The sequence below is a fragment of the Paludisphaera soli genome (assembly GCF_011064595.1).
Classification (GTDB): Bacteria; Planctomycetota; Planctomycetia; order Isosphaerales; family Isosphaeraceae; genus Paludisphaera; species Paludisphaera soli.
Genome location: NZ_JAALJI010000011.1, coordinates 88,123 through 109,875, shown reverse-complemented (window position 1 = coordinate 109,875; position 21,753 = coordinate 88,123). Strand labels below are relative to the sequence as shown.

Genomic DNA, 21,753 nt, shown 5'->3' with positions numbered 1-21,753 from the left:
GGCCTCGCGCCGGCCCCGGCCGCTAGCGGCCGCCCTCCCGATCTTACCAGAATCGACGGCCGAGGGGGCGCGAGCCCGCGGCGGCGAGGTCGGGTTCAGGCCGTCCGGCCCGCGTGCGCGCCCGCGTCCGCCCGGCCGGCCGCCGGTTGGATCAGGGGCGCCGCTCGGTCGCGGAGGAAGGTGGAGCCCGGCTTCACCAGGAGGACGTCGCGCCAGTTGCGCTCGACCGCCACGGGCAGCTCGACCGGGCCGACGAGCCTCAGGGTCCTGGAGAAACGCCCCCGATCCAGCTCCATTCCGTAGACCTGGAAGCCGTGGGCCTTCACGATCCGCTCCATGGCGGCGATGGAGTCCCCGGCGCGCTCGAGCATCTCGTCGTTCACCTCGACCACCAGGGCGACCTCCGGCCAGTCCAGCGCGGACTCGATCCCGCCCAGGACCTTGACCTCGAAGCCCTCCACGTCGATCTTGATGAACGTCGGCTTCGCCGGGTCCAGGCGGTCCAGGTAGCGCTGGCCCGGGACCGTGCGGACCACGAACGACCGCCCCCCCTCCTCCTGGGGCCCCGCGAGCGAGCCGATCCCGGTGTTCCCGACGGCCGGCAGCCGCAGCACGGCCTCCGACTCGCGGTCGGCGACCGCGAAGGGGACCAGCTCCAGGCACCGGTACGGGTTGAGCTCGAAGTTGATCCGGAGCCGTTCGTGCGTCTCCGGGTTGGGCTCGAACGCGAACCCCTTGCCCTTCTCGCCGATCAGCGAGGCGGCCATCAGGGCCGTCATCCCGATGTTCGCGCCGATGTCGAGGTACTGGTCACCGGGGCGCAGGACCTGGCGGTACAGGCGTTCGAGGATCGTCTGATAGTACGACCCGCTGAAGAACGTGCGGCGTTCGGGCCAGCACGTCAGGTCGAGCCTGACCTTGTAGCCGAACGGCCGCGTGGTGATCGGGGCCTGGAGCCCCGCCGGCCACCTGGCGTCGAGCGCCGGGTCGTCGTCGAATCCGCCGCCGCCGATCTTGCGATAGAGCTGCTCCCACCACCACCAGGTCTTCCGGACGTCCAGCGGGAAGCGTCGCATCGCGAACGCCAGCGCCTTGATCCCCGGCGGTGTCTTCGCAGCGTCGGCCATGTCTCGTGCTCCAGAGGTCTTCGGTGGGGGGGGCGCGGCGGATTCGCCGCTGCGATCGATCGTCAGGGAGGCGCCTCCCCCGAACCGCGGATCGAGCGGGCTCGGGCCCGACTCCCGGCGAGCCCCGCAAGTCTACCGGGCCGGACCGGCCGCGTGCAACGCGGGAAGCGGCGCGGCGGAGCATCCCGTCGGGGCGGCCGGCGCGAGCCGTCGGCTTTTCCGGCGTCCGCGATTGTCGGCCCCGACCCCGGGCGATAGCATGGGGATCCCGCCCGCTGGAGGGCTCGTCGAGCGGACGGGCCGGACTTCGGAGTCGAGGCGACGGCCCGTCCCGTCCCCACCCGGATCGCGCCGGCGGGCCTCGGGAGACGTCCATGGCGAGCCGCCCCAGCCCCGAATCCCCCCACCACCAGACCGACGTCCGGGCCGTCGGCTTCCTCGTGCCGGGCTGGCCTCCCGAGGGGATCTCGAACGGCATCGTCAGCTACACCCGCAACCTCCGGCGCTCGCTCCGCGAGCGTGGGGTCGACGTCCACCTCGTCGCCGCGGGATGGTATGCGGAAGGCCCGGTCGCCGACGTGGAAGGGGTCCATCGGCTCCCGCCGATGGACGGGCCCTCCGCGTCCCTCGCCCGCCGCGGCCTGCGGTGGGCGCAGAGGCGGGTGCGCGCCTGGGACGACGCCGCCCGCCGGCGCCAGATCGGCCGGGGCCTGGCCCGGATCGTCGACCGGCTCCGCCGCGAGCATGGGCTCCAGCTCTTCCAGATGGAGGAGTCGTTCGGCTGGGCGTCCGAGGTGATCGGCCGCTGCGACGTCCCGGTCGTCGTCCGGCTCCACGGCCCCTGGTTCCTCAACGGCACGTTCGGCCCCTCCGCGAGCCCCGACGACGTCCGTCGGATCCGTCGCGAGGGGCGGGCGATCGCGGCGGCGGCCGGCGTCTCCTCCCCCAGCCGCGACGTGCTCGACCGCACGCGCGACCGCTACGGCCTCGCCCTGGCCGACGCCCGCGCGATCCCGATCCCGATGGAGGCCCCGCCGGAGTCCGACCGATGGAGCCTGGCGGGCTGCGACCGCGACCGCATCCTCTTCGTCGGCCGGTTCGACCTCCACAAGGGGGGCGACCTGGTCGTCGAGGCCTTCCGCCGCGTCCTCGATCGGCGACCCCAGGCGCGGCTGACCTTCGCCGGGGCCGACCGGGGGGTCGAGACGGCCGGCGGGGTCCGGAGGCTCCGCCCGTTCGTCGACGAACGCCTCCCCGGCGCGCTCGACGACGGCCGCATCGAGTGGCTCGGCCGCGTCCCGCCCGCCGTGCTCGACGCCCAGCGGCGGCGCGCCCTGACCACCATCGTCCCTTCGCGCTACGAGACCTTCGGCAACACGCTGCGCGAGGCGATGATCCTCGGCTGCCCGGTCGTCTCGTCGGACGCCGGCGGCCTGGGAGAGATCCTCGACGACGGACGGAACGCCCTGGCCGTCCCGCCCGGCGACGCCGACGCGCTCGCCCGGGCCATCCTCCGGCTGCTCGACGACCCCGAGGCCGCCGCCGCCCTCGGCGCCCGCGCCGCCGAAGACTGCGCGAGCCGCTACGACCCCGACCGGATCGTCGCCGAGACCCTGGACTTCTACGGCGAGGTCATCGCCCGCCACGCGGCCGCCCGCCGCTAGTCGGCCGGCCGCGCGGAGTCGCCGTCAGTCCTTCGGGCCCGGCCAGCGGTAGCCCAGCAGGTCGGCCTTCGACCTCGGCGCGATCGAGACCGTGTTCGCCTGGTTCCCCCCCAGCACCACGACCTTGTCCCCCTCCATTCTCACGAAGAACCCGACGTGCCCCTGCCACGCGCTGTTGCCGCGCTTGAAGACGACGAGGCAGCCGTACCGGGGCTCCTCGATCGCCTCGCCCCACTTGAGCCACGACCGCGCCAGGGCGGAGTTCGTCCCCTTCTTCCCCGCCTTGACCATGGCCCAATTGGCGAAGGCCGAGCACCAGGGGGTCTCGTCGGCCTTGAACTTCCCCGTCGTGGCGAGGTACTCCAGGATCCTCGGGTTGTTCTCCGCCTCCCCCTTCAACTCCGCCTGCCCGATCTCCGCCTTCGCGATCTTCATCCAGGGCGCATCGTCCATCTCGATCGACCTCTCCAATTGATGCCGCCGGGTCCGGTAGCGGCGGTCCAGGAATACCCGGCGGGGGAGAGCCGTCGCGGGCGCCGTCCCCGCCACGAGACACCATGTCGCGGCGGCCGGCAAGGCCTTATCCTGGGGCGGTGGAAAATCGCCGCCCGGGAGCCGTCGCCATGAGGCGCATCGCCGGACATCCCCTCTGGCTGGGCCAGGTCGCGGTCCTGCGCGACCCGCGCGGGTTGGCCGAGGCCGGCGTCGAGGCGGTCGTCGACCTGGCCCTGGACGAGCCGCCGTCGCCGGTCGCGAGGCGCCTGGTCTCCTGCCGTTTCCCTCTCGTCGACGGCGAGGGCAATCCGCCGTGGCTGCTGCGCGCGGCCGTCGAGACCGTCGCCGCACTGCTGCGGGCAGGCGTCCCGACCCTCGTCTGCTGCGGGGCCGGCATGAGCCGGTCGCCGGCCGTCGCCGGCGCGGCGATCGCCCTCGCCCACGGCCTACCCCTCGGCGAAGGCCTTGCGATCGTCGTCGCGACCGGCCCCGTCGACGTCTCCACCGTCCTCTGGCGCGACATCGAGATCGCCGTCGCCCGGGGCTGAACCGGCCCGCCCCGGCGAATCCGCGACGGGGCGACGCGTGCGACTTGCTTCGTCCGGGCGCGCGGCCTACGATGCGTCACGTCCGGCATGAGCCGCCTTCGTCTCGACCATCCGGGACCGATCTCGGCCCCGATCACGCTCCCCCTCGTCCTGCTCGCCGGCGAAGAAGCCGGCGGCGGCCGAGCCCGATCCTTCGGCGCGGCCGCCGATCCAGCCCGAGTCTCGGGAACACCCGCGCGCCCGAGCGGCGATGCCCGGCGCAGCCGCCTTCAATGGTCGACCCGATGCGCGACCGATCGAAGCCACCCGCACGCCTCGATCCCGTCGGCGCGACGGGATCGGCCCCGCACGACCGACGTGGACCACGACCAAGCCCGTTTCGATCACCGTGACGCCCGGAGACGACGATGCGAAAGCGACCCGGATTGACGATCGGCCTGTGCTGCGCCCTGTGGGCGATGCAAGGCGACTCGGCCCGCGCGCAGTGGGGCTTCCCCGGCGGGTTCGGCGACTGGGGCTGGGGCGGCTGGGGGGGCGGCTCCACCGTGGCGGGCGATCAGGCGATGGGCCTGGGGGCCTTCGCCCAGGGGGCGGGCTTCTACAACAAGCAGACCGCCATCGCGGATTCGATCAACCCCGACACGGTCATGCGCTGGAACGAATACGTCTTCCAGTCGCAGAGGGCCGCGAACCAGGCCCGCATGCAACGCATGACGCAGCAGCGCGAGAACACCAACCTGCAGCTCGACCAGATCCGCGACCGGCTGCGGAACAACCCCGAGCCGCGCGACGTCACCCAGGGGGACGCCCTGAACGTCGCGCTCGACGAGATCAACGACCCCCGGGTCTACGCCCGGAGCCTGAAGGCGGCGCAGGTCCGGATCGGCGCCGACGTGATCCGCGACATCCCGTTCCGATACAACGCGGCCGCGATCACGCTGGGCCTCCACCAGTTCGCCACGGGCGCCCGCCCCGCCCCCCTGCTCAAGCCCGAATTCGCCGCCGACTTCGAGGCCATCCGGGCCCTCGACGAGAAGCTCCTCGCCCAGATCGAGAAGGACGACGCGCCCGACGCCGCGACCGTCCGCGAGTTGCTGCGGGCCATCTACCACGCCGAGGACACGGCCGTGGCGACCTTGCCCCCGAACAGCATCGAACTCAAGCAGGCGGACCGCTACCTGAAGGCCTTGCACGGCCTGGTCGTGATGCTCAAGGCCCCCGACATCCAGTCCTTCGTGGAAGGCGTCGGCAAGCGTCCGGACGCCACCCTCGGCGACCTGCTGCGGTTCATGAACGCATTCAACCTGCGCTTCGGCGTGGCCTCGACGCCCCGCCAGCGGGACGTCTATGGCGTGCTCTATCGCCAGCTCGTGCAGCTCCGCGACGAGGTCAATCCGCCGGGGGGATTCGTGGCGGCCGTCACCAACGCCCCCGCCGCGGCGAGCGCCTGGGTCCAGAGCTTTTTCTCGGGCATGAGCTACGACGACCTGCGAAAAGCCGCGCCTCGGCCGTGAACCCGCCGCGACCGACCGGGGCGGGAGGGCGACGGTGCTTCGACGGCGGGGTCTGGTAGAATGTCGCGGCCCTCGCCCTCTCCCTGGTCGCCCGCAACGCCCCGGAGGACGCCCATGACGCCGCCGCGAAGCTCGCTCCGCCCGTTCGTCGCCCTCGCCGTCGTCGCCCTGTTCGGCCCGGCCCCGTCGCGAGTCGAGGCCGCCGACGACCTTCCCAACGTCGTCTTCATCCTGGCCGACGACCTGGGCATCGACGACCTGCACTGCTACGGCCGGGCGGACCACGCGACGCCCAACCTGGATCGGCTGGCGGCGCGGGGGGCCCGGTTCACGTCGGCGTACTGCGGGCTCTCGATCTGCTCGGCCTCGCGCGCGGCCCTGATGACGGGCAAGTCGGCGGCCCGGCTGCACCTGACGACGTATCTCCCCGGCCGCGCCGACGCCCCCTCGCAGAAGCTCCTGCACCCGAAGATCGACAGGTTCCTGCCCGAGTCCGAGACCACCCTGGCCGAGCGGTTCAAGGCCCTCGGCTACGCCACCGGGATCTTCGGCAAGTGGCACCTGGCGGGGGGCCCGGGAACCCAATCCGCGCCGACCGACCAGGGCTTCGACGAGGCGTTCCTGCCGCCGACCGACTCCGAGCCCTCGGCGACCGAGGGGGGCAAGAACGAGTACGCGATCACCCGGAAGGCGATCGATTTCCTGCAACGGAAGAAGGATGCCCCGTTCTTCCTGTACGTCGCCCACCACACACCGCACATCCGCCTGGCCGCCAAGCCCGAACTGATCGCCAAGCACGAAGACGCTTTCAACCCGACCTACGCGGCGATGATCGAGACCCTGGACGACACCGTCGGCCTGCTCCTCGACGCGATCGAGCGCGAGGGCCTGGCGCGGAAGACGATCGTCGTCTTCACGTCCGACAACGGCGGCCTGCACGTTTTGGAGGGGGGGGACGTCCCCACCCACAACAGCCCGTTCCGCGCCGGCAAGGGCTACCTCTATGAAGGGGGCCTGCGCGTCCCCCTGATCGTCGCCTGGCCCGACCGGATCCCGGCGGCGGTGATCGACGAGCCGACCGTGAACATGGACTTCACGCCGACCCTGCTGGAACTCTGCGGCGCCCCCGCGCCGGCCGAGCCGGGCCTCGACGGCGCGAGCCTCGCCCCCAGGCTGCGCGGCGGCCCCCCCCTCCCTCCGCGCGCCTTCCCGTTCCACTTCCCCCACTACACGAACCAGGGGAGCCGCCCGGCGGGCTCGCTCCGCGAGGGGGACTGGAAGCTGATCGAGCACTACGAGGACGGCCGCCTCGAACTCTTCGACCTGGCCGCCGACCCCGGCGAACGGACCGACCTCGCCCCGGCCCAGCCCGACCGCGCGGCCGCCATGCGGGACCGGCTCGCCGCCTGGCGATCCTCGATCGACGCCCAGCCCAACACGCCCAACCCCGACTACGACCCGGCACTCGCCGCGCCGATCTACTCGCACTTCGACTCCACGAACGTCCCGCCCCGCCCGACCGCCGCCGCCATGATCCCGCTGTTCCAGGCCTGGCGGCAGCACATGAACGCGGCCGTCGCCGGCGGGAACCGCAGGGCCCGCGACTGACGCCGGGCCGCGGGCGTCAGGGCTCGCGGTGCTCGCTCGCGAACAGCTCGCGGAACGAGGCGGCCAGGTCGGGGCGGTCGGCGGCCAGGTCGCGGGACTCGGCGACGTCGGCCTCCAGGTCGTAGATCTCCAGCGTCTCGCCCGGGGCGGGGATGATCCCCTTGTAGCGGCCGATCCGCCCCGCCTGCGTGAGCCCCGGGCGAGGGGTGCGGACGGGCGCCTCCCAGTAGAGGGGCTCCTCGCGGGGCGGCTGGGCCTCGCCGCGGAACGTCGGCAGGGCCGACCGGCCTTGCAACTCCACCCCTTCGGGGGTCGCCGCGCCGGCGAGTTGGACGGCCGTGGGGTAGAAGTCGGCGAGCGACCAGACGACGTCGGTGGTCCGGCCCGCCGGGACGCGGCCGGGCTGGCGGACGATCAGGGGGACGCGGACGCCGCCCTCGTAGAAGGTGAACTTCAGCCCCCGCAGCGGGCCGGCGTTGCGGAAGAACGCGGGGTCGGCACCGCCGGCCGTGATCGGGCCGTTGTCGCTGGTGAAGATCACCAGGGTCCGTTCGTCCAGCCCCAGCTCTTGGAGCAGGTCGAGCACGCGGCCGACGTCGCCGTCGAGCCGGCCGACCATGCCGGCGTACGCCGCGCGCGGGGTCGGCTGGGCGGCGTAATGGCCGCCCGGGAAAGGGGTCTCGGGGAACGCGCCGCGATAGGGGGCGATGGAATCCTCGGGGGCGTCGATCTCGGCGTGGGGCGGCGTCACGGCGAGGTACGCGAAGAACGGGCGGTCGCGGTTGGCCCGGATGAACCCGAGCGCCTCGTCGACGACCCGGTCGGGGGCGTACCGGACCCGGCGGCCGTCGCGGTTCTCCGGCAGCTCGACCCGGCGATCGTTGCGGAACAGGTGATCGGTGTAGTGGAAGTGGGCGTGCGTCTGGTCCAGGAACCCGAAGAAGAGGTCGAACCCCTGGAGCCAGGGCGCCCCCGGCGACCCGACGTCGCCCAGCCCCCACTTGCCGAACCCGCCGGTGGCGTACCCGGCCTTTTGCAGGACCGAGGCGATCGTCCGCCCCTGATCGACGGCCCGCAGGCCGGGGTCGGCGTTGCTCCGCACGGGGGTCCGCCCGGTATGCACGCCGAGCAGCAGCGAGGCCCGCGACGGCGCGCACTGGCTGCTGCCGGCGTAGGCCTGGGTGAACCGCAGGCCCTCGGCGGCCATCCGGTCGAGCCGGGGCGTCTTGACCTTCTCCTGGCCGTAGCACCCCAGCGCCCCGTAGCCGAGGTCGTCGGCCATGATGAGCACCACGTTGGGACGGGGCTCGTCCGCGACGCCTCGGGAGGGGCCGACGACGATCGCGGCGAGGGCGGCCAGCCAGGTGACGGCGGTGCGGACGAGCGATCGCGAATGGCGCACGATGACGACTCCGGGACCTCAGCGCCGCTTCTTCTTCGCGGCGGGATTGGGCGAGGTGACGTCGAACGCCAGCGGCCCCGGGAAGCCGCCCGGCGGCACCGTGACCTTCAGCGTCGAGTCGACGTTGAAGCTCCGGTCGACGCGGTTGACGGTCTCGTCGACCTTGGCGCCCGGGTCGTCGGCGTTCTCGATCTTCCGGCCGGTCGGCTGGATGCTGTAGATTTCCACCCGGTACTCGCCGGGGCTCAGGCCGTCGGCGGCGTCGATCGCGAACGCGCCGTCGACGATCTCGGCCGTGCCCGCCGCGCCGGGGCCGCCGGGGACGAACGTGATCGTCCCCGACTTCAGGGGGTCGCCGTCGTGACGGATCGTCCCGTTCACCGCGTAGTGTTCGAAGCCGTCGCCCCCGCCGCCGCAGCCCCAGCAGGCAGCGGCCAGGACGGCGAGGATCGCCACCCGGCGCGACGGCCGCTCAGTAGGAGTCACTGGAGATCACCTCGCCGTTGTTGCTGGTGCTCAGGGCCATCCAGGTGGGGATGCTGATCGAGTCCTTGAAGAACCGCACCGAGCCGTCGCAGAGCAGCCCCACCACGCCGCCGGGGTGGCGGCTCCGCGCGCCCATGTAGAACGAGTTCGAGGCCGTGTCGTTGATGCAGGGCAGCCCCTTGGCGGGGTCGTTGTAGCAGGTGCTGTAGTCCGGCAGGCGGCTGTTCGGGCCGAACCGGGTCATGATCGTGTAGCCCGCGCTGTCGTCGTTCCAGAGCCGGGCGCGGCGGTCGATGACCTGCGACGGCCCGGCGGGCGAGGGCGCCTGGAGCATCTCCACCATCGCCAGCGTGTTCGAAGTCCCGTCGGTCACCGCCGCGATCGGCGCCCCGTAGCGGATGTAGAACGGCGCCATCTGCCGACCGTTGCCGCCCCCCTGGTCCCAGTAGGTGCTGGTCCCCCAGTTGAGCCCGTAGTTCCCCTTCGCCTCGAACCGGGTCAGCACGCCGGCGATCGTCTGGTAGAAGATCTGCGTCTGGTCGGACGGGCACTGGTAGGACGCGATCGGCACCAGCCGGGTCGTCATGTTCGCGTCATGGTTGAAGGGGAGCGACGCGTTATAAGCGGCGTACAAGTTCCCCTGCTCCAGGAACGGCAGGAGCGCCACCACGAACGGCTGGCGGTTCGTCGGCACCAGGTCGTAGAGCCCCGTCACCGGGTTCCGCCCCTGCGCGCCCATCGGGAACTGGTTGTGGGTGTCGTGGTAATTGTGCAGCGCCAGGCCGAGCTGCTTCAGGTTGTTCGTGCACTGCATCCGGCGGGCCGCCTCCCGCGCGGCCTGCACGGCCGGGAGCAAAAGCGCGATGAGCACGGCGATGATCGCGATCACCACCAGCAGCTCGATCAGGGTGAACGCGGTGCGAGGCTTGCGCGCCATTGCGAGTCGACTCCTACGATTCGACCGGGCCCGCCCCGGCCTTCATCCGGCCGAGCCGCCCAGTCGAACCGTCTTGGGATGGGGTGGGAAACGAGCCGCCCGACCGGGGCGACCGGGGAGCGGGCGTATGCTCGCAGGGTATCAAACAACCTTAAGGGGATTGATGAACCTCCGAAGTCTGACAAAGGTTTAACCCCTTGTCAACAACGCGCGAGGACGCCGTTTATTTGAGGATACGCCGCCAATCCGCGTGAGGCCGGTTCAGCGCGCCGATTCCAGCAGCTTCCGCTCACCTTCGCCCCAGCGGTCGAGGATCCATCGGGCGATCCGGGCGATTTCGCGACGGCCGTCGACCCGCTCCCCACGATGCCGCGACTCCAATGCGGCGACTCGGTCCAGGGCGGCCCGATACTCGGCGCGCCTGGCCGGCGTGAGTTCCCCGCGACCGGCCGTGGCGCGGACGCGGTCCGGGCAGGCGAGCGGCGCGGGCTGGCACCAGGTCCGCTCGGCGTTGAGGAAAGCCTGGAGTTCCAGCAGGTCGTCGACGTCCTGCGGCGTGGATTCCGGGCCGAACGCCTCGCGGCCGAGGATCGTCCGGTAGGCCTCGAAATCCAGGTCGGGGTCGCGGGCGAACTCGCGGTAGGCGACGCGGTTCACCCGCGCCGGGAGTTCGTCGTAAGGGGGATCGCCGGGAGCGAGCCAGCCGAAGCCGAGGGGGACCTGGCGTTTGCCCCGGAGCCACTCCTGCCCCTCCTCGGCCGCGTCGGCGACGAACGTGAACGCCTCGCGCGAGGGGACGTAGCCGTCCATGCCGAGGTCGCGGGCGCGTCGGGCGCCGGCCCGGACCTCGCGCGGGCCCCGCAGCGCGGGGGAGTCGTCCCACCAGAGGCTCGTCCGCGCCTTCTCGATGAGCGAAGGCTCGGGAGGCGCGCTGTGCGGCGTGAACATCAAGGACCAGCGCGGGTCGAACGGGAAGGTCGCCCCCTTGACGCCCAGGCCGGGCACCTCGGCCCCGGAGAAGTAGTGGGGATAGACGATCACGTCGGCCTTCGGCTTGCGCGCCCAGACCTCCTCGGAGATCGCCTTCACGAACGCGAACTCGTGATCGAAGTAGCGGTCGCCGCAATCCGCGCAATGGCACGCGGCGTAGTCGGACGACTCGATCAGCAGGCCGTCGGCCTCCGGGTAGAAGTCGAAGGCCATCTCGCGGGCGTAGTCCAGCATGAAGCGTTGCGACTCGGGCTTCGACGGGCAGAGGTTCCACCCCCAGCAGCCGATCCCGAACGCCGCCACCGGCTTGCCGTCCGCGCCCACCGCCTTCAGCTCCGGGTGCTCGATCGCGTACTGATTCACCCCGTCGTACCCGAACGGCGTGAACCCCAGCAGGACCCGCACGCCCCTCTCGTGCGCGTGGGCGATCAGGTCGCGGACGAAATCCTCGCGGACGTTCTCGTGCTCCTGGTTGTATCGCCAGGTGATCGGGTGTTTCTGCGACCGGAACCCGCCCCCGACCCAGAGCAAGATCGTATTCCCGCCGTCGTCGCGCACGCCGTCCACGATCCGCCGCCAGTCGGCCAGGTCGTACGTCGGCATCCGCATGAACGTGAGGTACGCCCCCCGCACGGCGAACGGGCCGTCGGCCGCGCGGAGCGAGGCCGCGGTCGTCATCAACAATAGGGCGGCTGCGAGGGAGCGTGTCGCGAGCATGAGCCATCCTCTAGCCGACCCGACCGGCCGGCGACTTCGCCGATCGCCGGCGACGCGTCGCGGGCCCATTGACCTGGCCCGCGACGGTCCATGATACAACCAGGAGGCCCCGATCGGGCGCGGCGGCGGATTCGAGGCGACCGGCCATTCGGAGGAGGGTGTCGGGGGCGCCCCCTTGCATCGACCCAGCTACAGGGCCGCCAGGGCCTCGCGAACGTCGCGGGCCGATGCATAGCGGGCCGCCGGGGGCTTGGCCAGGCACAGCAGGCAGATCTCGGCGAGGGGCGCGGAGAGGCCGGGGCGGAACCGATCGAGGGGAGCGACGGGCGTCGGCGCGACGACCTGGTCCAGCACCTCGGCGACGCTCGCCCCGACGAACGGCGGCCGTCCGGCCAGGAGCGCGAAGAGGACCGCGCCGAGGCCGTAGACGTCCGTCCGCGGGTCGATGCGGCCCCAGGAGGCGCACGCCTGCTCGGGGGCCATGAAGCCGGCCGTCCCCTCGACGCGCGCCGCCCCCGGGGTCTCGCCTGCGAGCGACCGCGCGAGGCCGAAGTCCGTCACCAGGGCCCTCCCGCTCGGGTCGACCAGGACGTTGGCCGGTTTGAGGTCGCAGTGGACGATCCCGCGCCCGTGCGCGTGTCCGAGGGCGTCGCACACGTCGATCCCCCAGCGGATCGCCTCGGCTTCCGTCACGCCCCGCCCGCCGGCCCGCCGAGCCAGGTCGAGCCCGGCGACGAGGTCCATGACGAAGAACCAGGAGCCCCCCTCGGTCCTGCCGAGCCCTTTCATGCCGACGATGTTCGGATGCGCGAGCCCCGCCACCGTGCGGGCCTCGCCGAGGAACCGCCGGACCACCTCGGGACGTCGGAGCAGCGACTTCCGCAGGAACTTCACGGCGACGCGGCCGTCCCCGGCGAGCCGGCGGGCCTCGTAGACCTTCCCCATCCTCCCCGCGCCGATCAGCCGCAGCAGGCGGAGGTCGCGATGCGAGAGCGTCGGCCGGAAATCGACGGGCTCGTCCGGCTGGGGGGATGGGCGGACGGGCCCGGTCGATTCCACCTCCAGCTCGGCATCGACCCGAACCAGCGCCGCCCGGACCGCCCCGGACCGCTCGCCGAAGCGCGCCGCGAACGCCTCGGGCGACGGCCGATCGCCCCAACGCCGCCGCGCGCGGTACTCCTCGGCGATGAGTTCGAGCGCCGCTCCATCGAGCCCGGCCAGCTCCGGGAACCTTTCCAGGTATGCATCCCAGGTCGGCCGCCCGGAGGCGTCGGCGTCGCGCCAGCGGAACTCCAGGTCGATGCAGATCAGCTCGACGAGCAGGCGGCCCCGCCCGGGGGCTCCCGGCGTGAACGGGGGGCCGAGGTAATCCTCGATCCGTCGCGGGCCGAGTCCCCGTGCGTCCTGTTCGAAGCGGAGCACTCGCGACTCGAAATCCGCGTCAGTCATCGCCGAGCCGTCCCGCAAGCAGCTCGCGGACCTGGGCCAGCGACCGCCGCACGGTCCGTTCCGAGCGGCCCGCCGCCTCGGCGATCTCCTCGATCGTCAACCCCTGCAGGCGAAGCTCCAGCACGCGACGGCCGAACGGGTCCAGGAGCGCGAAGACCCTTTCCAGCTCGTCGGCCAGCGCCGCGGCTTCCTCGGGCGTGGGGTCGCCACGCCCGTCGGCGATCGCGGCCTCGGCGTGGGGGTCGAGCGGCGTCTCCAGGTCGATCGAGCGCCGGGCTGCGCGATCACGCCGAGCCTGCTTGAGAATCTTGCGGCGGGCGATGGTCGCGAGCAGTCGCCAGAGGTCGCCGCCCCGGCCCAGCACGAACCGGCCCTCGCGCGCCCCTTCGAAGAAGCTGCGATAGGCCGAGAGGGCGACGTCCTCGGGATCGGTCCGCCGCGCCAGCCGGGCCGACAGCCGCGACCGCGCCAGCGCCGCGAGCCGCTCGAAGTAGCGGGCGAAGAGCGCGTCGGCGGCCCGCTCGTCGCCGACGCGGAACCGCTCCAGCATGTCGAGCGACGTCCAGCCCCTCGCGGCCCCGTCCGTCTCCATGAGGTCGGCCCTCCCACTCGGATCGCGGCGTCACCCGTCGCGGCCCGACCATCCTAGCAAAATTCCGACGACCCGTGGCCGCCCCGGGCTCGCGAAGGGAATCACCCTCGGGAGGGACGTCTCCTCCCGCCTCACCTTTTCCCCGGGAGCGAGCCGTGGCCTACGTCGTGACCGAGCCGTGCTTCGACTGCAAGTACACCGACTGCGTCGTCGTCTGCCCCGCCGATTGCTTCTACGAAGGGGAGCGGATGCTGTTCATCCACCCCGATGAATGCCTCGACTGCGACGCCTGCCGCCCCGAATGCCCGGTCGACGCGATCTTTTACGAGGATGACGTCCCGGAGCCCTGGCGCGAGTTCATCGCCCTCAACCGCGAGATGGCCCCGCTCTGTCCGTCGATCGTCGACCGCAAGCCGCCCCTCGCCGGCCCGACTCGACCCTGACCGATCGGGGCCGTCGTGGTACAACGGGGCCGGTCGAAACCCGAATGTCGATCGGACGATGGAGAGGAAGCCATGATGCGTCCCCCGACCTTTCGCGGACTCGTGCTGTGCCTCGCCCTGACGGCGGGAGGGAGCCTGGCGACCGGGAGATTGGTCGCGGCGTACGGCCCCGAGCCGCCGCGGGCCGCCTGGCCGGACGACGAGGCCCTCCGGCCCCTGCTGCGCGAGGCCGCCGAGGCGGTCCTCGCCGTCGAGGACGAGTCGCTCGCCGCCTCGCGAGCCGAGGCCCTCGCGTCGCTGGGCGATGCGCAGGAACGCGTGGGAGACGTCGAGGGAGCCCGTTCCTCGCGCGAGGCGGCCGGGATGTCGCCCTCGCGAATCCGGATCAGACGCGTCCGCGCTTGGGCGTCCGGCCTCGCACCCCGGCAAGATCCCGGCGAGGCTGAGCGGGACTTCGGGCAGATCGTCCCGATGGCGACCGACGGAAAGTCCCCCGACGCGACGCCGAAGCCCTGCAAGCCGTCCGAGGTGGTCGACATCGGCGTCTTGCTCGCCCAACGGCTCGGCGAGGCCGGCGACCCCGAGGCGGCCCTCCGCGTGCTGGCCCGGGCGAAGGAGGCCGTCGTGCTCGACGCCGGTTACCGGACCGCCCTCCTCGTCGCCTCCCAGCAGGTCCGGTTCGGCGACGCGGCGGCCGCCCGCGCCACGCTCGACATCGCCCGTCGGCGCATCGAGGAGCAGGCGGACGTGAACCGTCGGCTCGAAGGCCGCGCCGACATGATTTCCGCCCTGAGGACGCTGGGCGACGAGGAGGCCGCCCGCGTCCTTCTCCGCGAGACGGAGGGAGTCATCCGCGCGCTCCCCGAGGAGGGGAACGCCCGGTCGGACGGGATGAACCGCCTCCCGAAGATGTTCGCGACCGTCGACGACTTCGCGACGGCGTTCCGCCTCCTCGTCACGGATGTCGAGGCGATCCGTCGGCATTCCTTGTTCCACGACCTGGTCCTGTTGATCAGCCTGCGTGCCGGGGGATACCCTTTCATCTCGGAGCCGTGGAACTATCCGCCCCTGCGGCGCGAGGACGCCCTATCCGCCCTCCGGCTCGCGTCCGAGATCGCGAAGGCATTCCCCGACGAGAGGTCGAAGTTCGGGGGGCTGGCGGCCGTCGCCGAGGCCCAGGCGCGGCTCGGCGACCTGGAGGGCTCGCGGGCGTCCTACGACGCGTTCCCTGCGCGGGACGGCGACGGCCGAGAAGCGCACGCTCGCCTGACCATCTTGACCGAGCGGGCCCAGGCGGCGCGGAGGGCGGGAGACCGCGCGGCGGCCGACGCCGAACTCGCCGCCGCGCTGGCCTTCGCCGAGTCGCTCCCGCGAGAAGTGCGGCGCGTCGGATTGGCCATCCAGTGGCCCGATCATCCGAGGGACGATGCCATCGGCCTCGTCGCGTCCGCCCGGGCCAGGATGGGGGATGTGGACGGGATGCTCGCGGACCTCAGGCGGATCGACGAACCGTCCGCGAGATCCCGGGTCCTGGCCGAGGCCGCGAAGGTCAGGCTGGCGGCCGGCGACCCCGACGACGCGACCCGGCTCGCGCTGGCGCCGGACCACGGTTCCCCCTCCATCGAGGCGCTTGAGCGGATCGCCGATTCCCGCCGGCGGGCCGGCGCCGCCGCCGGGTCCGAGGAGGCCCTGAGGATCGCCTTGCGCGAGGCCGAAGACGTCCTGGAGCACCGCCCCCAGGACCTTTCGATCCGGCCTTATCTACCGAACCGGAGGGAGTCCCCCTGGGACTCGAGGCCCCCATCGCGCCGCGCCCTGGAGACCGGCCGCCACGCCGCCGCCGCCATCGCGGTCGTCCGGCTCCGCTCGAAGTTGGGCGACGTCGCGGGCGCCTTCCGGGCGGTGGAGCAGATCCCGGAGGCGGGGTGGCGGCGACCATTCCGCTCCGACGTGCTCCCCGACGCGCTGACGTGGCAGTTCCACCGTGGCGACGCCCGGGGGGCCTTCGATCGGGCGATCCGGATCGAGGCGGCCGAAGAGCGGTTGAACTCGGTCGCGGCGCTCTGCTACTTGATCAGCAGCCACATCGAGCCCCCGGCCCGCAGGCCGGCCGGGGGCTGACGCGGCGCGGCCGGGCTCAGGCGTAGGCGCGGACCTCGTAGAGGCGGGCGGTGTCGGAGCCGTTGGTGGCGAGGACCTCGATGCGGAGCCGGGCGGCCTCGACGGGGGGGAAGTCGTGGCGGCGGAGGCGCTGGTGGTTGCCCTCGACGCGGGCGATCTCCACGCGCTCGCCCTTCGGCGTCTCGACGACGACGCGGTAGTCGCGGACCGTCTCGGGCTGGGGGGCGCGGATGATGCGGGCGTTGTGCGTGTCGGACGAGGTCAGGGTCAGCTCGCGGTGGAAGCCCGAATCGAAGGTGAGCTGGACGTGCCGGATCGTCCTCGGCCCGTCCCAGGCCAGCTCCAGCCAGGCGCCGTCGGGGGACATCGGGGCCATCCAGCGGTGCTCGGCCTGGCCTTCCATGTCGCGGACGAAGCCGTCGATCACGCTCTCGGGCTTCGCCCCCTCGACGCACGCCGAGGCCGCGACCTTCGCCTCCCTCGCCAGATCGTTCGGGTCGACGTTCTTGAGATTCTTGATGGACTGATCGTCGCGGAGGAGGGTCTGCTGAAGCTCGCGGAGGCGCGGTTTGTCGCGGTAGAGTTCGCGCGGGGTCAGGTCGTATCGCGAGCAGACGGCGGCGGCCGCGCCGGCGGCCTGGCCCATCACGGCGCAGGTGGCCATGACGCGGGTGGAGGTGAACGCGACGTGGCTGCAGCCGGCGTTGCGGCCGGCCATGAACAGGTTTTTGAGGTCCTTGCTGGTGAGCGAGCGCAGCGGGATGTTATAGACCTCGGCCAGCTTGATGCTCAGGAACGGCGGGACCTCGGGGTCGTCGAAGCCGCTCGCGGGGTGCTCGTCCAGGCCCCAGCCCCCCATCGCCACGCCGTCGTCGAACTCCGGGTTGAAGCCCATCAGGTCGTTCTGGCTGAGCATGTATTCGCCCTCGATGCGGCGGCTCTCGCGCTTGCCGGGCATCATGCCGACCCAGTCCATCGCCCAGCTCGCCGACTCGGGGTACGCGCCGGAGTTCTTGATGTGGTCCCAGACGCCGGTGACGATCGAGAGGAGTTCGAAGCGGATGCGTTCGTTGTCGCGCACGGTGTCGCGGCCGCCGCCCCACTCGATCCACCAGTAGCCGTACTCCCACGCCTTCTTGCCGATCCCACGGTGCTTGAGCTGCTCCGGGCCGATCTTCCGGGCCCAGGCGGGCGCCTTGTACGGCATCGGCTTGCCGTAGTCGCGGGCGGTGAACAGGACGCTGGAGCCGAGGGTCTCGCGGGTCGGCTCGGGCGGGGCGAGCGACTCCTTGAACTCGTCGCGGCCCTCGTGGCCCCAGCGGATCGTCGCGCCGGCCTCCAGCGCCAGGCGGGAGTCGCCCGTGCAGTCGGCCGCGTATCGGCAGGTGATGCGATAAAGATGCTCCGACTTGTCGCAGCGGGCCAGCACGCGCTCGATGCGGCCGTCCTTCACGTCGGCGGCGCAGACGGAGGTGTCGAGGATCAGGGTGACGTTGGGCTCGGAGATCAGCTTGTCGTAGAGGAGCAGGTCCCACAGCTCCCAGGAGCGCTGGGGGTTGTTGGCGGCGTCGTCGAGGCGGAGTTCCTCGATGATCCCGCCCTCGCGCCAGCCGGGGCGGCCCCGGTGCATGTTGGCGCCGACGACGTGCATCTTGACCTCGCTCGACGAGTTGCCGCCGAGCCGCGAGCGGTCCTGCACCAGCACGACCTTCGCCCCGTTCCGCGCCGCCGCGAGCGCCGCGCAGACCCCGGCCGGCCCGCCGCCCGCGACCAGCAGGTCGCACGACAGGTCGACGAGCGTCATGTTCGGCTCGCCCTCGAACCGCCTCCTGGCGGCCTCCGGGTCGACCGGCGCGATCGTCTCGAACGACCCCCGGATCGCGTCCGGCGTCCGATCGACGGCCCCGCCCCGGGCCTCGCCCCCGTCCGCGAAGACGAACAGCGAATACGCCGAGGCGCCCGCCGCCGACGCCAGGAACTCCCGACGCCCCAACCGACCGCCCCGCCGATCTTCCATCGCTCCGCCCCCCTTCCGCTCGCGACCGATCCCGCCGACGCCTCCCCCTCAGACTAGCCGCCAGGGCCCGGAGATCAAGTGCGGGCCCCGGCCGCCGCATGAAGATCAATTCACATTCCGCCGTCTCGCTCCGCGAACGCCTGCTCGCCTCACTTGCACGCCTTCAGGAACGCGACGAGGTCGGCGAGGTCCTGGGGGGAGAGTTGCTGGTCGAGGCCGGCGGGCATGATGGAGACGGTGCCGGGGCGGATCTCCTCGACGTCGGAGCGGGGGATACGCTCGGCCTGGTTGGCGCCGGTGACGAGGAGGTATTCGTCGGCGGTCTCGCCCTTGAGGAGGCCGCTGAGGACGCGGCCGTCGGCGGTGGCCAGGACGATCGGCTCGTAGCTGCGGACGAGGCTGGCGCTGGGGTAGAGGATGGCCTCCAGGAGGTCGCGCTCGGTGCGGACGCCGCCGATCTTCGTGAGGTCGGGGCCGACGTCGCCGCCGCGGTAGCCGATGGCGTGGCAGGTGGTGCAGGCGGCCTTGTCGCCCTGGAAGACGAGCTGGCCGCGACGGACGTCGCCGCCGGCCATCTTGCCGAGCAGGTCGTCGAGCCGCGCCTGCTGCGCGGCGGCGTCGGCGTTGAGCCGGGCGTACAGGGCCTCGGCGGCCTTATGGGTCTCGGGCCCGAACTTCGCCAGGTGGGCCTTCAGCGCGTCGATCCGCAGGCTCGACAGGGCCGACGAGCCGGCCAACGCCGCGACCAGCCGGACGCCGAGCGCGTCGTCGGCCTGGGCGTCGAACGCGGTCAGCAGCCGGTCGACCTCCAGCGGGCCGGCGGTGCCCAGGGCCTCGATCAGGGCGGCGAGCTGGTCGGCCGAGAGACCGGCGCGGGCCAGGACGTCGGCGGCCAGGCCGCGCGCGGCGACCGAGCCGTCGGGGTCGAGCTGTTCGAGCAGGAAGGCGAAGGTCTCGGGGGCGACCCGGACCAGGCCGCCGGGGACGGCCGCCAGGGCTTCGAGGCGGCCGTCGGCCGGGAAGTCCTCCAGGCCGGCGAGGGCCAGCAGGGGCGCGGTCAGGGGCTTCCCCTTCTCGGGGGCCGGGGCCAGGGCGCGGGCCGTCGAGACGGCCTGGCGGGCCAGGTCGGCGTCGGGGCCGACCAGCGTCGCGGCCAGGCCGGCGATCCAGGCGTCGGGGATCTCCTTGAGCCGCACCTGGGCCAGGGCCTTGAGCGCGCTGCGGCGGGCCGCCTCGGGGGCGGGCCCGGCCAGCGTCGCGGCCAGCAGGTCGCGCACGGCGGGCGAGGCCGCGTTGCTCGCGAGCTGGCCCTCCAGCGCCTTGCGGTCGTCGGGGCCCAGGTCGTCCCGCTTCAACCGTTCGCCGAAGAACCCGGCGAGGGCCTGGCCCCACTCGGGACGCCGGCCGATGATCCAGGCGGCAGCCTCCTTCACGCCGGGGTCGGCGTCGGCCAGGAGCGCGGCGGTCCGACGAGGGTCCAGCCCGCCCCCCTCCATCTGGTCGAGCGCCATCAAGGCGGCGCGGCGGACACGAGGGTTGGCGGAGTCGAGGGCCCCGGACGTGGCCTTCGGGTCGTCGATCTGGATCAGGGCGTAGGTTAGCGAGTGGTGGAGGAAGCGGTCGTCGGCCGCGGCGTCGTCGAGCGCCCGGACGATCGGGGCGATCGCGGACCGGTCGCCGATCCGGCCCAGGGCCTCGGCGGCGACGCGGCGGTTGAGCGTCGACGGGCCTTCCAGCAGCGCGACCAGCAGCGGCGTCGCCTCGGGGTCGCGGGTCAGGCTGACGACGTTGAGCGCGGCCTGGCGCACCGTCTCGTCGCCGTCCGCCAGCGCGGCGCGGGCCACGGCGCGGGCCTCGGGGGCGTCGATCCGGGCCGAGGCCCAGACCGCGTTGCGGCGGCCGACGGCCGAGCGGTCGTGCCGCACGGCGTCGACCAGCGCCGGCGCGGCTTCGGCCCCGAGCTTGCCCAGCGCGGCGACGGCCCGACGCCGCACGGCCGGGCGCGGGTCGGCCAGGAGCGCGGTATGGTCGTGCGGGCTCAGCTTCGCCCACTCGACCAGGAGGCCGTAGGGGTCGGCGACCCTGGCGGCGTCCTTGCGGCGGACCCGATAGACCCCCCCCAGCTCGTCGGGCTTGGAGAGCTGCGACGTGGGGCAGCAGAGCTTGTACCAGCCGCCGGTGTCGATCACGAGCAGGCTGCCGTCGGCGTCCTCGATCACGTCGGTGGGGTGGAAGTCCAGGTCGGGGCTGGTGACGAAATCCTCGTCCTTCGTCGCGAAGGACGCCCCCGAGGGCTCCAGGACGTGCCGGCCGACCTTGTGCAGGTTGAAGTAGCAGGCGAACAGCACGTCTCGGCGGCCGTCCTCGATCGCGGCGGATTCGACGCAGGTCAGGCCCGAGGGGGCGGCGGGGCCCATGTGCAGGAGCGCCGGCATCACGCCGGGGCCGGTCCACTGGTGCGCCGGGGCGTCGAGGACGCGGTTGACCTTGCCCCAGATCCCGCCGTAGACGGCGTGGATGAGGCCGTCGCGGAGGCCCCCGCCGGGCTGCTGGATGAACGTCGAGGTCAGGATCCGCTCGCCCGAGGCGAGGAACGCCACGTCGACCGGGTTGTCCATGCCGCCGGTCAAGACCGGCTCGATCTCCGAGCCGTCGGGCCGCGACCGGAAGATGTGCGAGGCGCTGGTGACGAACGGCTCCTTGCCGGGGCGGCCGTAGGTCTGCTCGGCGAACGCCCCCTTGGTCCAGTAGACCCGGCCGTCGAGCCCGGGATAGGGGCCGTGCAGGTCGTTGGCGCAGCCGGTGAGGGTCTTGCCCTGGAACCACTCCACGCGCTCGTCGGCCACGCCGTCGCCGTCCGTGTCGGTGAGCTTCCAGATGCTGGGCGGGGCCGCGACGTAGAGCGAGCCGTCCAGCCACATGGTCCCCTCGGGGAACATCATCCCCTCGGCGAAGACGGTCTGGGCGTCGTACACGCCGTCGCCGTCCTTGTCCTCCAGCCGGACGATCCGGTGGGGTTTCTTCTCGAGCTGGATCTCGACCTTCTCGTTCGAGCCCGACGAGTCGGCGACGTAGAGCCGCCCTTGCTCGTCGAAGGCCGCCGTGATCGGCCGGTCCACCATCGGGGCCCCGGCCACCCTCTCGATCGTGAACCCTTCGGGCACGACGAGCTTCCTCCCCGCCGAGGGCCCGCCCCCCTCCCCCTCGCCCGCATTCGCCCCGATCGAGGCCGCGAGCAACCCCCAACCGACCAGACCGACCACGCCGTGCAGCCATCGCATGCGCATCATGAGGAGGAGCTTCCCGGGGGATTGTTCAAGAGTCAGCTTATCTGTTCTAGCCCCCCCGGCCCCCGTGCGTCAACCGCCGCGAGCCTTCGGGGGCCCGAGCCGACGATGAATCCTCGCAGTCATGCTGCAGTCTAGATAGCGTGGACACCGCTCCTTTCTTCGATCCGGACGTGGTAGGCAAGGCCCACCCGACCAGGCTCCCGCTTGCGGGATCGGCGGCGGGTTTCCGGCTTCGCCGGATGCGCAACGTCTGTTGCAGGCGCGTGCGGTCGCGTATCCTCGCGGTTGTTCGTGCGAGAGTGGGCGAGGCGGTCGTGACGACGGTTCAAGGACGTCCGATCCAGGGCCCGCGA

Annotated in this window: 16 protein-coding genes; 6 read left to right on the top strand and 10 right to left on the bottom strand. The window is 72.4% G+C overall.

Annotation, left to right across the window (positions count from 1 at the left end; translation table 11 throughout):
- Nucleotides 1–95: 95 nt before the first annotated feature.
- Nucleotides 96–1,127, bottom strand: coding sequence for an FkbM family methyltransferase (locus G6O68_RS15700; RefSeq protein ID WP_165249447.1), 1,032 nt, complete (start codon nt 1,125–1,127; stop codon nt 96–98).
- A gap of 374 nt (nt 1,128–1,501) precedes the next feature.
- On the opposite strand from G6O68_RS15700, the gene G6O68_RS15695 reads away from it, so the two are divergent.
- Nucleotides 1,502–2,791 (top strand): glycosyltransferase family 4 protein, encoded by a 1,290-nt coding sequence (locus G6O68_RS15695; protein ID WP_165249445.1) that lies wholly within the window; start codon nt 1,502–1,504, stop codon nt 2,789–2,791.
- Between the two features lie 24 nt (nt 2,792–2,815).
- Here G6O68_RS15695 and G6O68_RS15690 read toward each other — a convergent pair whose 3' ends face one another.
- Complete coding sequence (locus G6O68_RS15690; protein WP_206108106.1) at nt 2,816–3,226, bottom strand: TIGR02594 family protein; 411 nt, start codon at nt 3,224–3,226, stop codon at nt 2,816–2,818.
- 188 nt (nt 3,227–3,414) lie between these two features.
- Here G6O68_RS15690 and G6O68_RS15685 point away from each other — a divergent pair, with 188 nt between their 5' ends.
- From G6O68_RS15685 to G6O68_RS15675, 3 genes are all read left to right on the top strand, one after another.
- Nucleotides 3,415–3,834 (top strand): dual specificity protein phosphatase family protein, encoded by a 420-nt coding sequence (locus G6O68_RS15685; protein ID WP_165249441.1) that lies wholly within the window; start codon nt 3,415–3,417, stop codon nt 3,832–3,834.
- 407 nt (nt 3,835–4,241) lie between these two features.
- Nucleotides 4,242–5,348 carry a hypothetical protein gene (locus tag G6O68_RS15680; RefSeq protein ID WP_165249439.1) on the top strand — a complete coding sequence of 369 codons (1,107 nt, stop codon included), beginning with the start codon at nt 4,242–4,244 and terminating at the stop codon, nt 5,346–5,348.
- 114 nt (nt 5,349–5,462) lie between these two features.
- Nucleotides 5,463–6,956: a sulfatase gene (locus tag G6O68_RS15675; protein ID WP_165249437.1), complete on the top strand. Its 1,494-nt coding sequence runs from the start codon at nt 5,463–5,465 to the stop codon at nt 6,954–6,956.
- Nucleotides 6,957–6,972: 16 nt separating this feature from the next.
- Here the strand turns inward: G6O68_RS15675 and G6O68_RS15670 are convergent, their stop codons facing one another.
- The 6 genes from G6O68_RS15670 to G6O68_RS15645 all read right to left on the bottom strand — a co-directional run bounded on the left by G6O68_RS15670 (nt 6,973) and on the right by G6O68_RS15645 (nt 13,529).
- The gene (locus tag G6O68_RS15670) at nt 6,973–8,358 is read right to left on the bottom strand and encodes an arylsulfatase (RefSeq protein ID WP_165249435.1); all 1,386 of its coding nucleotides are present in this window, start codon (nt 8,356–8,358) and stop codon (nt 6,973–6,975) included.
- A gap of 18 nt (nt 8,359–8,376) precedes the next feature.
- The gene (locus tag G6O68_RS15665) at nt 8,377–8,844 is read right to left on the bottom strand and encodes a hypothetical protein (RefSeq protein WP_165249433.1); all 468 of its coding nucleotides are present in this window, start codon (nt 8,842–8,844) and stop codon (nt 8,377–8,379) included.
- Complete coding sequence (locus G6O68_RS15660; protein WP_165249431.1) at nt 8,831–9,781, bottom strand: DUF1559 domain-containing protein; 951 nt, start codon at nt 9,779–9,781, stop codon at nt 8,831–8,833. The genes G6O68_RS15665 and G6O68_RS15660 overlap by 14 nt, the downstream gene beginning before the upstream one ends.
- Nucleotides 9,782–10,042: 261 nt before the next feature.
- Nucleotides 10,043–11,488: a hypothetical protein gene (locus G6O68_RS15655; RefSeq protein ID WP_165249429.1), complete on the bottom strand. Its 1,446-nt coding sequence runs from the start codon at nt 11,486–11,488 to the stop codon at nt 10,043–10,045.
- 189 nt (nt 11,489–11,677) lie between these two features.
- A complete protein-coding gene (locus tag G6O68_RS15650; RefSeq protein ID WP_165249427.1) occupies nt 11,678–12,937 on the bottom strand; it encodes a serine/threonine-protein kinase in 1,260 nt (419 codons plus the stop codon).
- A complete protein-coding gene (locus tag G6O68_RS15645) occupies nt 12,930–13,529 on the bottom strand; it encodes a sigma-70 family RNA polymerase sigma factor (protein WP_165249425.1) in 600 nt (199 codons plus the stop codon). The genes G6O68_RS15650 and G6O68_RS15645 overlap by 8 nt, the downstream gene beginning before the upstream one ends.
- Before the next feature lie 155 nt (nt 13,530–13,684).
- On the opposite strand from G6O68_RS15645, the gene G6O68_RS15640 reads away from it, so the two are divergent.
- Both G6O68_RS15640 and G6O68_RS15635 read left to right on the top strand, forming a co-directional pair.
- Entirely contained in the window at nt 13,685–13,972 is a 288-nt protein-coding gene (locus G6O68_RS15640) for a ferredoxin family protein (RefSeq protein WP_165249423.1), read from the top strand.
- A 72-nt stretch (nt 13,973–14,044) separates the two neighbouring features.
- The gene (locus tag G6O68_RS15635) at nt 14,045–16,093 is read left to right on the top strand and encodes a hypothetical protein (protein WP_165249421.1); all 2,049 of its coding nucleotides are present in this window, start codon (nt 14,045–14,047) and stop codon (nt 16,091–16,093) included.
- 16 nt (nt 16,094–16,109) lie between these two features.
- On the opposite strand, the gene G6O68_RS15630 is transcribed toward G6O68_RS15635, so the two are convergent.
- Nucleotides 16,110–18,110 (bottom strand): FAD-dependent oxidoreductase, encoded by a 2,001-nt coding sequence (locus G6O68_RS15630; RefSeq protein ID WP_165249419.1) that lies wholly within the window; start codon nt 18,108–18,110, stop codon nt 16,110–16,112.
- 149 nt (nt 18,111–18,259) lie between these two features.
- The gene (locus tag G6O68_RS15625) at nt 18,260–21,400 is read right to left on the bottom strand and encodes a PVC-type heme-binding CxxCH protein (protein WP_165249417.1); all 3,141 of its coding nucleotides are present in this window, start codon (nt 21,398–21,400) and stop codon (nt 18,260–18,262) included.
- Nucleotides 21,401–21,753 lie beyond the last annotated feature (353 nt).